The sequence below is a fragment of the Paenibacillus sp. FSL H7-0690 genome (assembly GCF_037980415.1).
In the GTDB taxonomy this organism is placed as follows: Bacteria; Bacillota; Bacilli; order Paenibacillales; family Paenibacillaceae; genus Paenibacillus_AQ; species Paenibacillus_AQ odorifer.
Genome location: NZ_CP150281.1, coordinates 6,036,950 through 6,049,217 on the forward strand (window position 1 = coordinate 6,036,950; position 12,268 = coordinate 6,049,217).

Below are 12,268 nucleotides of genomic sequence, written 5' to 3' on the forward strand. Positions count from 1 at the left end.
AAAAATAAAAGAAATACTTCTTAAGATTGTAAGACCGATTTTTCAATATTGTCAACGAAGTCTATACATTATATTTATTATTATATAAGAAAAATTACTTTTTTCAATATTTCCTAACATTTAGATTGCTATTTCCTTCAACATGAAGCTTGAACTCGCCGGTTCCCACTTCACCTGATACTTTTTTCTTATCAATTGTAAGTTCAGGCAAATCTGAAGTAATATCACCATATCCACTGGAACCATTCACTGTATAGTTGCTTAACATCGGTAAATACAATTGAATGTCACCAACTGCGCTATAAATGTCCCAATCTCCAGCGACATCAGAAGAGCGAACATCAATGGTACCATTTAGAGATTCGGCATGTAGCTTGGATTTGGCTCCATCCACCTCTAAATTACCGTTTTTGGTAGTAATATCGATATCATTGCTATTTCCGATCGCACTAATATTGCCGACAGCCGTCGATAATTTCAAAGCACCGGTAACAACCCAAGCATTCATATTGCCTCCGCTCGTTGTTAAATCAACGCTGCCTTGAACAGATCTGGCACGGACAGCTCCATTCAGTGTTTTTCCCTTAACATTACCAAAGATACGATGAAGGATCAGCTCTCCATTCCCCGTTTCCAGAGAAATGTCTTCAATGGCTTCTACATTCTGCAACGTGATCCCGCCATTCATAGTGCGAACATCGAGGTTAAAGCGGCGATCCTCCGGCAAGTAAATGTCTAAATCCATGCGTGGCTGGCGTTTACCGGATTCTCCATAGGCCTTGCTATTCGAGGTGATTTTTATGTTGGGCCCTTCAACAACGTCCACAAAGGACTGTTCTGATATAGCTTCAGCCATCGGCCCATCCAACTGATCTACCCAAACTGTCGTTGTAATTTGAATATCATCCACTGGAGCACGGTGTAATAAAATATCACCATTAATACTATCAATAGATATTTTTGCTGTATTTAATTCCACCGGAACAATTAGCGGGGCTTTCTGATATTTGCTGCCTTTAGCCTCACCATAGTCCACTGCTGCTGCCGTCAGGTTTAGACTGACATTTTTCCATAGATATAAATAATGTTCTTGCTCTGCAACAATAAATACACTCGCAGCTAGTAATATAGCAGATAAAAGCCCACGTAAATCCAATCTGATTCTGGTTCCCTTGGCTGAACGGTTAGAGAAGATAAACATCAGCAGGAACTCAATCCCCCATAACACCGGGATGACTGGCCACCACTTCAAGAGCAGAAGCATATAGTCAGTTCCCTCTCTCCAATCCAAAAACAAAGGAACAGAAATAGCTATCAGTAATACAGAAGCCGTATATCTTCCCACGCGCCGCTTGCGAGGTTCATTGTCTTTACGCTGCACAACTGCTCTGGCAATTTCTCTAGCTCCTATAAATAAGCCACCGCATACTAAAATGACAGACACGGCCATTTCGGCATAATGTTCAATAAAGAACTGGAGCCATGTTGGTTTCTGCCGGAACAGAATAAGCAGGGCGCCCCCTAAGAGCAATAAGAGTCCAAAGGATATCCCAGGCTCGCTGACGATACTACGACGTTTAGGAGCCTCGTTTGCTTTGGTCACAGAAATAGCAAGATCATGATCCTCTGGGAAGCGAAGAAGCCTGTCCGCTGATTGCAATACGTCATACACGTTATAAAAATAGATCACTGGAATAATGAGCGCAAGTAAAATAAGCAGTGGAACATTGATCTGCATCCCGATGGATGAGAAATACAATAAAGCTGAGATATCCAAAAGAATTAGAAAGATGAAGGTGATCCCTTTTCGGAGAAGTCCAAAATACAAATGCCCCGTCCCAGGGATGAGTGCTGCCAGCAGTCCAGCAATAAATTTACGTTTGCGGTGGCGCCGCTTCGGACGCGGAGGAATAATCCTCTTCTGTATCTCATTTTCCTTAGTCTCTATATCAACAGAACCTTGCAGTTCTTCCTGCTCTGGGAGCATTGCAGAGTCATGTTTCATTTTGGACTCCTCCTTTCGTAAATAGTTGTCTATGAATATCTTTTTTCAAAGCGAACCACTCCGATGAAATTCAATCAATTCAACTCCTGGAGCGACTTCCTCCACACCGGTAGGCAGAAAACCATGTTTACTGTACAACGAAACGGCAGGTGTATTCTTTTTGCCTGTCGACACAATGAATTGCTCCATCCCTGCAAAATGCTCAAATACATATTCCAAAAGATGGCTAGCGATACCTCTACGAAAAAAGTCCGGCCCCACCATCATTCGTGTAATCGTCAATTTTCCAGGAGATTCTTCCTCTACAGCAACAGCACCCATTAGTTCCTCATCTTTATCGAAGCAGCCATAAAAACCCTCTTTAGAGCTGCTGAGCATTTCTCTCGTCTCCATCAGAGGTGGTATTTCACGAAAGCCTATAAGTTCAGCTTCCAGTCTATAGGCCTTATGCTGAAGACTCCATAATTCATTAACGGTGCTTTCATCCTGCAGATTTAGCTTGTTAATTGTATTCATCCTAACCAGTCCCCTTATATGCCGCTAAGGGCCTGCCGTTGCCGACAAGCCCTTAGCTTATTACATAAGTATATTACCCCAATTATAAACGCCTCTGGCGTCCTTTTACAGACGACAAGCGTTTAGCTGCTCAATACCTCGATGAGAAGTTTATTAGCAAGACCCGGATTCGCCTTACCTTTACTTTCTTTCATGACTTGTCCGACCAGGAAGCCGATTGCTTTCTGTTTACCCGCTTTATAATCTTCCACTGATTGCGGATTGGCGGCTACGACTGCTTCCACTATCCCTTTAATGGCACCTTCATCGCTGATCTGCACTAGACCTTTTTCCTCAACGATAACAGCTGGCAGTTTACCGCTCTCTAGCATTTCTTTAAATACTGTTTTAGCGATTTTGCTGCTGATGGTTCCGGCTGCAATCAGCCCGATCATCTCGCCTAGCCCTTGTGGTGTAATTTGTACCTGCGACAACTCCAGATTATTACCATTCAAATAGGCAAGCAAGTCACCCATAATCCAGTTAGCTACAGCCTTGGCATCCTGCGTATAGGCAAGACACCCTTCGAAAAAGTCCGCTAACAGTTTAGAGGATGTAATGACGCCTGCATCATAAGCTGTCAGGCCCAGTTCCTCGCTATAACGTGCTTTCCGAGCATCCGGAAGTTCTGGAATCGTTGAACGAATGGATTCTTTCCAAGCATCATCAATATGCAGAACGATCAAGTCCGGGTCCGGGAAGTAACGATAATCATGCGCTTCTTCTTTCCCGCGCATCGATAATGTTTTCCCTTGTGCTTCATCCCAGCGGCGAGTCTCCTGCACAACAACTCCACCATCATCCAGGATCTCAGCCTGACGATATTGTTCATACTCCAGTCCACGCAATACACCGCGGAAGGAGTTCATGTTCTTAAGCTCTGCTCTAATGCCGAATTCCTCTTGTCCTTCTGGGCGTAGACTGATGTTCGCGTCACAGCGCATCGATCCTTCTTCCATCTTGACATCGGATACGTCACAATACTGCATAATCGCACGGATTTTCTCCAGATAAGCACGAGCTTCCTCAGGGGAGCGCAGATCAGGTTCGGATACGATTTCGATAAGCGGTGTTCCCACCCGGTTAAAATCGACTAACGAGGCAAAACCGCCATCTACGTGCGTAAGCTTACCTGCATCCTCTTCCAAATGAAGACGAGTAATGCCGATCCGTTTGGTCTCTCCGTTAACTTCAATGTCGATCCAACCGTTCAGGCCGATAGGCTGATCAAATTGTGAAATCTGATAAGCTTTTGGTGAATCCGGGTAAAAATAGTTTTTGCGGTCGAATTTGCTAACATCACCAATGGTGCAATTCAGCGCCATCGCTGCTTTCATAGCGTATTCTACCGCTTGTTTGTTGAGCACTGGCAATACGCCGGGGTGACCCAAGCAGACAGGACAGGTATGAGTGTTAGGTGGGGCTCCAAATTCAGTGGAGCATCCGCAAAAGATTTTGGAGTTGGTATGAAGCTCTACGTGAACTTCCAAGCCGATGACCGTTTCGTATTTAGACATAAGTAATCCCATTCCCTCCTTTACTACAGCTGTGGACGCTGCTTGTGATGATCTGTATTTTGTTCAAAAGCATGAGCGACACGCAAAATCGTGCTCTCGTCAAATTCCTTACCGATAATTTGCAGACCTACAGGCATGCCTTCCGCAAAACCACAAGGAACACTCACGGCCGGAATACCCGCCAAGCTTACAGGAATCGTGAGAATATCGTTCAGATACATGGTCAGCGGATCTTCAGTCTGTGAACCCAATTTGAATGCTGTCGTTGGTGCTGTTGGGCCGATGACCACATCATATTTTTTAAAGATGTCATCAAAGTCCTGTTTAATCAAAGTACGCACCTTTTGTGCTTTTAAATAGTAAGCATCGTAATACCCGGAGCTGAGTGCATAAGTACCCAACATAATACGACGTTTAACCTCAGGGCCAAAGCCGCGGCTGCGGGAATTAAGATATAGATCAAGCAATCCTCCGCCTTCATCTACACGTGCGCCATAACGCACACCGTCAAAACGCGCGAGGTTAGATGAAGCTTCCGAAGAGGACAGCAAATAATAAGCTGCTACTGCGTATTCCGTATGTGGTAATGAAACTTCCTCCCAGACAGCACCCATTCCTTCCAGCACTTTAAGTGCAGACAAAACTGTCTCACGCACAGAAGCATCGACACCTGCTCCCAGGTATTCCTTAGGAACAGCAATGCGAAGTCCGGAAACATCACCAGTAAGTGAACTCAAATAATCAGGAATTTCTACTTTAGCCGAAGTAGAGTCTTGGCCATCATAACCAGCAATTGCTTGAAGCACATAGGCAGAATCCTCTACATTACGTGTTAATGGTCCAATCTGATCTAGTGAGGAGGCAAAGGCTACCAGCCCGTAACGTGATACAAGACCATAAGTAGGTTTGAGACCTACAACACCACAATAGGAAGCTGGCTGGCGGATGGAACCCCCAGTATCCGAACCTAGTGAGAAGAACACTTCGCCCGCAGCTACTGCTGCTGCAGATCCGCCACTGGAACCGCCGGGCACACGCTCTAAATCCCAAGGATTGCGTACAGGACCAAAGCTTGAGTTCTCATTAGATCCGCCCATTGCGAATTCATCCATATTTAATTTACCGATCGTTACGGCATCTGCTTGCTGCAGTTTAGAAGCTACAGTAGCGTTATAAATCGGCTGGAAGTCACTCAAAAATTGGCTGGCACAAGTTGTGCGCAGGCCTTTAGTTACAATATTATCCTTGATTCCAGCAGGAAGACCAAACAGCAACCCACGTGCTGCTCCGGATGCCAGTTTGTCGTCCAAAGCGCGTGCAGTGCTACGAGCGCCCTCCTCATTCAAGGTCAAAAATGCATTTACGTTCTTATCCCGCTCAGCGATAATCGCCAGCGATTCTTCAGTCAGTTCACGGACCGATACTTCTTTAGCAGTTAACATGCGGTGTACTTCAGGCAATCGATTTTGAAACAGGCTCAAGATTCTTCCCCCTCTCTAATTATGTAGTTATTCCAAAACAGCTGGAACCTTGAAATGTCCGTCTTCATCATCTGGAGCGTTAAGAAGTGCTTCCTCTTGCGTAAGGCTATCCTTCACAACATCCTCCCGCATTACATTGCTGACTTGCAGCACATGCGTGGTCGGCTTTACATTCTCCGTATCTAGCTCATTTAATTTCTCGGCATATTGTAAAATAGCATTCATTTGTTCTGTAAAGGTTGCCTCTTCTTCCGGGCTCAGCTGCAGACGAGCCAGCTTGGCCACATGCTGCACATCTTTAACGGTAATGCTCATAAGAAAAATCCCTCCTGTTTAAAGGGCTAAAGCGCCCGGATAACGTTTTTAATTATATTGTAGAAGCTTGGACAATTCAATGATGGGCTGTAAAACAAACGCTCCTTTATCAAAGTGAAGGGGATTCCTACACATTTTAAAGGAGCGTATCGTTAGTATATTCATAGAGAAGGGTTTTGACAGTCAGTGATTTCACAGCATTTAACAGCGGTATGACAAAACAAAAAAGCCGGCTTGCGCCGGCCTTCCTTAAATCCAAGCTCGAAGATTCACTTGTTTGATGAAATCCGCTTGGGACATGCTTTCGCTTGACGTTGATTCCGTCTCTTCTATATCCATATCTTCACCGTTCATCAAATGATGGAACAGCTTCTCATTGTACGTGGACAAAGCATAATCAATCAACGCTTCATGCGTTGCTCTCTCAGCCTCAGCTACTAATAAATGTTCTTCCGCCTCAATGTCCTCAGCCGGAACATAAAAGTTCCTATTTGCCTCTGGTACACGAATAACATAGTCAAACGCATTATCGGGATTGCGGTCGTAAGCAATTAGGTAGCCGTATTCCCCGATAGGAAGACTCTGCTCGAAAGCGTCCGCAACAATGACAATCTTCTCTCCTAAACGCAGCATCGCCCTACCTCCTAACCCCAAAATCTTTCAAGATTTTGCTTGTTTCAACAGTCTACTAAAAAAAGATAGAACTGTCTAGTTGAAGGCTGGCCGATCCTACAAATTCTATGAAAATATACTATATTTAATAAAAATATAACTTATGGTTCAAGCGGGTAAGTTATTCTTCCTTGTCAAAAGTGCAGCACCCACTAAACAAATCAAGATCAAAATAGCTGCTGAAAGATAGGGTCCAACCCTGAAGCCTTCTCCAGCCATAAGAATTCCAGCCGATAACCCGGAAAGCCCCGCAGGTGCCCATTCAAACCATGAAGGTAATAAGCTTTGGCCTAATGATAATCCTGCCATTAGCGCCAATGCTAAAAAGGCGGCAACTGGAGATTTTAAAAATCCACTAAACAACAACGTAGCTGAGACAGCACATAACAGCCACAATCCATACACTCCAGAAGCTGCGATGACATCTCCCCAAGATAGTGAACCAATCAACTGCTCCGTGTAGTAAGCTGCGCCCGCTGCACCTAATCCTAGAGCAACGATCAACAGGGTTAGCTGCGCTGCCCATTTAGCGAACACTATTGCGGCTGGAGAAACCGGCCTTACCAGAATTAATTCCATAGTTCCGCTATAGCGCTCACCGGCTAAAACATTCATCGCGCCAAGCGCCAATACTAACATTCCGATCGTTCCGTACTGTCCCAGAGATTGTGCCATCACAGCTGCGGCACTCGGTATTTCATACCCCTCTAGCAGACCTGGGGGAACCTCACCTGAAGCTTTTAATATTTCCGGCAAATAATAAGTAGTTAACGGCTGCATAATACCTAATAGGATAAAAACGACAGGTATCCAGATTAACTTATAACTGCGAGCCATTTCGAGCATTTCTCTGCGATAAAGGACCCAGGCGCTTCTCATACTCCCACCACCTTCATAAATAAATCCTCTAACGTGGAAGAACCCGCTTCAAATTGCAGTAATGGAATTTCGAGCTGCGCCGCTTCTTGCAGAATCGTCCATCGGGCCATGTCTACATCGTTCACATTAAAAATTGCCTGATCTCCGAACAACTGAGTCTCTAGTACAAACGGTTTGGCAGCAAGAGACTCCAGCCACTGAATAGCTTTTTCTTGCTTCTCTGTACGTAAACGAATAACAGGAAGGCTGTATTGTGTACGCAGCTGTGATAAAGACCCCTTCTCAGCAATCAAGCCCTGATTCATTAAAATAATATCATCGCAAATTTCTTCTGCATCATGCAGCACATGTGTAGAAAAAACTACAGTTGTCTCTTCACGTATCTCCCGCAGCAGTCCCATTACTTCTCTGCGGCCAATCGGATCAAGTGCAGATACAGGCTCATCAAGCAACAGCAGACGAGGCCGGTGCACAAGCGCCTGAGCCAGACCCAGCCGCTGCTTCATCCCACCGGAGTATCCACCAATCCGGCGACGAGCATCACCTTTAAGCCCTACACGCTCAAGCGATTCCAATGCCCTGCTGGATGCGTCTTTAGTTCCCATTCCACTAAGCTTTGCAGCGAAAACAACATATTCATGTCCAGTCATCCACCCATAAAAAGCTGGAGACTGTGGCACATATCCTAATCCTCTGCGATATTCGGCTCCAGGACGGCTCCCCTCAAATGAAATCATTCCAGAGGTGGGTTCTAGCAGCCCTGCCAGCATACGAAGTGTGGTCGTTTTCCCAGCACCGTTAGGCCCCAGTAAAGCGACGCACCGTTCTTTCTCAATTTCAAAGCTTATATCATTTACGGAAATATGCGACCCATAGCTTTTGCGCAAATTCTTAACTTGAAGGAGTGACATCAGACATCTTTCCTTCCTATTGTGAAATAAGCTACGCTGCCTAATATATTTCCGCAAATAATGATAATAATCCACATCCATTTTGGACCACGAACGTTATCCGCTTTGGCCAGAGATATCAGACCAATAATAGCAAGCAAAGCCTGCAGAATAATTAACGGCATGATTAAACCCCATTTTACCTCTTCCATGAAGTACCACTCCTTGTAATAGGATGAAAGGATGTACGAGCTTTTTACTAAAGCTTCACAACTGCTTCTTCCGTCTACGTCGCTCAGGAAGAATAACAACAAGTAAGTAGACTAATGCGGGTGACGGAACTGTAGTAATCGCCCACAATCCCCAGAACCAAGCTTTTTTCCCGCGCCGTCTTGCGTCCCGGAACAGTAAGGTCCCCTGCAGCATTAACGCTACTGCTATGCCAAACCACAACCAAAGAGGCACATCCTGCAGCTCATTCATTCTTGTACACCTTCTCTATTTCTTCTGATCCTGGCGATCCCTAAGCCACCCAGTCCTACAATAGGAATGATCGCCTGAATAATCCAATAGATCATTGGCGCAGAAGTGAGAATGGATAAAAATGCGCAGATCAGGATCAATGAGACCCCCCAGAATAACAGTAGTTCTTTGCGTTCCCTTCTCTTTCTCTGCACAGCTGCATCAGCCATTAACCACTCCAGTTCCTGTAACGAAGGTGGGGTGATGTCATCATATTGCGCATCCAAACGTTCAAGCTCTTCAGTAAGCTTGTGCAAATACAGTTCTGGCTCCTTATCCTTCTCCATCCTCATTCAGCTCCTTTCGCAATTGGTTAAGACCAAGGGACACACGCGATTTGACCGTGCCAGAAGGAATTTGCATGATCACACCGATTTCTTCATAGCTATAGCCATAATAATGCTTCAGCAGCACAGCTACCCTCTGAGCAGAGGGTAGCTTGGAAATGGAATCAAGTACTTCACTCCATTCTTCCCCCCTGCTCTCAAACCGCCAACGAATCGAACGGGTGCCCTGCGCCTGCTGTTCCCGTTTCTTCCATTCTGCCTCACGTTTCCAGCGCCGCTTTCGATCGATAAATATTCTGGTGGCTATCGTAATTAACCAAGAGGAGAACGAAGAAGAACCGTTATAGGTATTGATTTTTTCCATACATCTGACCATCGTGTCCTGTACAAGATCCTCTGCCAGCAACGGATCCATAGTCACTTTGAGTAGATATTTGAACAGAAAAGTATAATGTTCTCGCAGCAGTGAAGACAGTGCTGAAGTATCTCCCTGCTGTGCCCGTCTGATTTTCTCCAGCGCCTGATCGCTCATCTGCCCCTCCATTCAGGATTTCGTTCTTATTTGTAATACGATTATGTATAGTGATTCGTTCAATGCGCTTTAATTTTATTTTTTGAGCTCCCAGAGCTTACGCCGCCATGGCTGAAGCAATCCTGCTTCAGCAGGGAAATGCCAAAAAAGAGGCGTTCTTCTAGGCTCGCCTCCTGAATTCACTGGTATTCTCCCATCCTTATTCTCAGATTGTATGTCCCTGCGTTCGATGGAAGTACAAAAACCGCCCTTTCCAGAACATTCTGAAAAACATCGGCATTTACTGCTGCAAAAACTAGTCCATTTCTCCTTGGAGTCATACCATCCGTAATCCAACGGGTAATATATATTCTTCTCCAATCTATTTCCCCCCATGCTTTTAAACCTATATGTAGACAAAAAAAGAACGCAAACCGGGATTAATTCCGCAGTCTGCGTGCTTCGCGAGGTTAATGTTACATTTAATTAACAATATTGTAGTCCTTTTGTATCCCTTTGTCTATCAAAAATTCCTCGATTCTTGTCAGTTCTACTAGAATGATTGTTTATTGAGGGATATAAGGGTTACGAACTTTTTCAAAACCGATGGTTGTTCGGGAGCCATGACCTGGATAAACCTTCACTTCATCATCCATTTTGTACAGCTTGCCACGAATAGAATCGAACAAATCACGTTCCCTGCCACCAGGCAAATCGGTGCGCCCAACTCCCATCTTAAACAGCACATCTCCAGAGAATAAATCATTCCCGCATAGGAAGCTGACACTGCCCGGAGAGTGCCCAGGTGTATGGTACACGCGGAAGGTATGTCCGATGAATTGCAGAACTTGTCCTTCTGCCAGATCATATTCTGCAGGATCTGTAGTTAAAGGAGATGAAACATCAGGCCACATCAATGAACCATTTAGCTTAGGGCTGCTGAGCCATTCACTCTCTAGTGGATGTAAATAAACAGGGCATTTCTTAGCTTTACGAATTTCGTCTACGCCGCCCATATGGTCAAAGTGCGCATGCGTCAGCAAAATAGCCTCGATCTCCATCCCTTCAATACTCCGCACTAATGCCGCAGGATTCATACCGGGATCAATAATGATACCCTTCGTTGGATCTGCACCTGTCAGCAAGTAGGCATTGGTCTGAAGAGGACCTAAATTAAACGAACGTATATTTAGCATTGGTCTAGAATCCGGAAATCAGACTACGCAGCTCTTTTGCGATAACTGCTTGTGATTCCGTTCCTTCCCCATAAGCTTGCCCCATAGCCTTACGTACTTCTGCGATTTTGCTGTCGTAATCAGCGGCCTCGCGATCAGGATTCTCACGTTTGAACTCTCTCATTAGGCTCTGCACATGCTCTGGACGAGGACCCCAATGTCCAAGCACATATCCGCCGGTATCTGCAAAGATCACAATCGGAACAGATCTTCCGCCCATGGTCAAGAATTCATCCATAAGCTCCTGGTTCTCCTCCAAAATGAATACCTCTGTCTTCATTCCGGCAGTCTCCAAAATACGGAATACCGCAGGGACATTACGAACTACATCTCCACACCAATCAGCGGCAAGGATAAGTACTCGCAAATCATCACGATGGTTCAGGCTTTCAAAAAATTCCTTGTCACTCTCATCTTCCCAAGAAAACTTCTCATACCAGGATTCAAAAGCCTGCTGGTTCTTCGTCATGCTTTCTACAAATTGGCGCGGTGTAAGACCTTTTCCAAATTTATGAGCTACATTCGGTTTCATTTTGCAGTCCCCCTCTTCTTGGATTTAAACCACTTATACACAAAATAAATGATGATTAGTGCTAACGCTACGAGAATAATTTCGTTGGTATACTTAGCTGCTACCTCGTCAATATCTTCCCACTTATTCCCCAATGTCATACCGAGATATACGAACAAAGCACTCCATGGAATAACAGCAAGTGTAGTCAATAAAGTGAACTTACCTAAAGGCATACGAGAAATCCCCGCTGGAACGGAAATGGCATGGCGAACAACGGGAATAAAGCGTGCCGTAAAGATTACGCCTGTCCCATATTTATTGAACCACTCTTCCGAATGATCAATATGCTTTTTTTGGATAAGAATATATTTCCCGTATTTCTCCAGTACAGGCCTGCCCCCATAACGGCCAATCCAATATACAAAGATCTGGGCAATCACTCCGCCTATCGTACCAAACAATACTGCGCCGAAAAAATTAATATCTCCACTCCATACCAAGAAACCACCGAAAGCCAATACAATTTCACTAGGAATAACTTCAATCATCAGTCCGATCATAATCCCAAAATAACCAAGACTCTGAATCCATTCAAATAATGTCGAGATCAGATCAGAAATAAAATGCAAACGTGCTCCTCCTCCCTTTTCCGCAGAATATGGCTACATGTATCAAGCTAATCGCCTTTGGCATCTTTATAAGACACTAAGCGTTTAAGCGAGTGAAATATAAGAACATAAAAGCATAGATACTAATCTTATACTTTCTTATATTTTTAAAAGCTTTGCCGCTCTGCTATATTTTCCAGTTTCTCTTAGCCTATTCTAGCACAAGCAACCTTATCACTTCTACTTACGCGGCAAGCAGCTTCCATCTTCCAATCCA

General features: G+C 44.7%; 15 protein-coding genes. All 15 read right to left on the reverse strand.

What is annotated here, in order from left to right; translation table 11 throughout:
• Positions 1-103 precede the first annotated feature (103 nt).
• A complete protein-coding gene (locus MHI32_RS26510) occupies positions 104-2,005 on the reverse strand; it encodes a DUF4097 family beta strand repeat-containing protein (RefSeq protein WP_340011353.1) in 1,902 nt (633 codons plus the stop codon).
• Between the two features lie 45 nt (positions 2,006-2,050).
• Complete coding sequence (locus tag MHI32_RS26515) at positions 2,051-2,521, reverse strand: GNAT family N-acetyltransferase (protein ID WP_076146333.1); 471 nt, start codon at positions 2,519-2,521, stop codon at positions 2,051-2,053.
• Between the two features lie 122 nt (positions 2,522-2,643).
• Entirely contained in the window at positions 2,644-4,077 is a 1,434-nt protein-coding gene (gatB, locus tag MHI32_RS26520; protein WP_172628862.1) for an Asp-tRNA(Asn)/Glu-tRNA(Gln) amidotransferase subunit GatB, read from the reverse strand.
• Positions 4,078-4,100: 23 nt separating this feature from the next.
• The gene (gene gatA / locus MHI32_RS26525; protein WP_340011355.1) at positions 4,101-5,558 is read right to left on the reverse strand and encodes an Asp-tRNA(Asn)/Glu-tRNA(Gln) amidotransferase subunit GatA; all 1,458 of its coding nucleotides are present in this window, start codon (positions 5,556-5,558) and stop codon (positions 4,101-4,103) included.
• A gap of 27 nt (positions 5,559-5,585) precedes the next feature.
• Entirely contained in the window at positions 5,586-5,873 is a 288-nt protein-coding gene (gatC, locus tag MHI32_RS26530) for an Asp-tRNA(Asn)/Glu-tRNA(Gln) amidotransferase subunit GatC (protein WP_036680166.1), read from the reverse strand.
• A 249-nt stretch (positions 5,874-6,122) separates the two neighbouring features.
• A complete protein-coding gene (locus tag MHI32_RS26535; protein WP_036680170.1) occupies positions 6,123-6,506 on the reverse strand; it encodes a hypothetical protein in 384 nt (127 codons plus the stop codon).
• A 147-nt stretch (positions 6,507-6,653) separates the two neighbouring features.
• Entirely contained in the window at positions 6,654-7,424 is a 771-nt protein-coding gene (locus MHI32_RS26540; protein ID WP_076179765.1) for an ABC transporter permease subunit, read from the reverse strand.
• Positions 7,421-8,335 (reverse strand): ABC transporter ATP-binding protein, encoded by a 915-nt coding sequence (locus tag MHI32_RS26545; protein ID WP_076179764.1) that lies wholly within the window; start codon positions 8,333-8,335, stop codon positions 7,421-7,423. Before MHI32_RS26545 ends, MHI32_RS26540 begins: the two co-directional genes overlap by 4 nt.
• Complete coding sequence (locus MHI32_RS26550; protein ID WP_036680175.1) at positions 8,335-8,526, reverse strand: PLDc N-terminal domain-containing protein; 192 nt, start codon at positions 8,524-8,526, stop codon at positions 8,335-8,337. The genes MHI32_RS26545 and MHI32_RS26550 overlap by 1 nt, the downstream gene beginning before the upstream one ends.
• Positions 8,527-8,581: 55 nt before the next feature.
• On the reverse strand, positions 8,582-8,797 hold the full coding sequence (locus tag MHI32_RS26555; protein WP_076179763.1) for a hypothetical protein: 216 nt from the start codon (positions 8,795-8,797) through the stop codon (positions 8,582-8,584).
• A complete protein-coding gene (locus MHI32_RS26560) occupies positions 8,794-9,123 on the reverse strand; it encodes a YxlC family protein (protein WP_076136947.1) in 330 nt (109 codons plus the stop codon). Before MHI32_RS26560 ends, MHI32_RS26555 begins: the two co-directional genes overlap by 4 nt.
• On the reverse strand, positions 9,110-9,655 hold the full coding sequence (gene sigY, locus MHI32_RS26565; RefSeq protein WP_076179762.1) for an RNA polymerase sigma factor SigY: 546 nt from the start codon (positions 9,653-9,655) through the stop codon (positions 9,110-9,112). Before sigY ends, MHI32_RS26560 begins: the two co-directional genes overlap by 14 nt.
• A gap of 545 nt (positions 9,656-10,200) precedes the next feature.
• The gene (locus MHI32_RS26570) at positions 10,201-10,830 is read right to left on the reverse strand and encodes an MBL fold metallo-hydrolase (RefSeq protein WP_076128651.1); all 630 of its coding nucleotides are present in this window, start codon (positions 10,828-10,830) and stop codon (positions 10,201-10,203) included.
• A gap of 4 nt (positions 10,831-10,834) precedes the next feature.
• Positions 10,835-11,401 carry a thioredoxin family protein gene (locus MHI32_RS26575; protein ID WP_076128653.1) on the reverse strand — a complete coding sequence of 189 codons (567 nt, stop codon included), beginning with the start codon at positions 11,399-11,401 and terminating at the stop codon, positions 10,835-10,837.
• On the reverse strand, positions 11,398-12,012 hold the full coding sequence (locus MHI32_RS26580) for a DedA family protein (protein WP_036680184.1): 615 nt from the start codon (positions 12,010-12,012) through the stop codon (positions 11,398-11,400). The genes MHI32_RS26575 and MHI32_RS26580 overlap by 4 nt, the downstream gene beginning before the upstream one ends.
• Between the last annotated feature and the right edge of the window lie 256 nt (positions 12,013-12,268).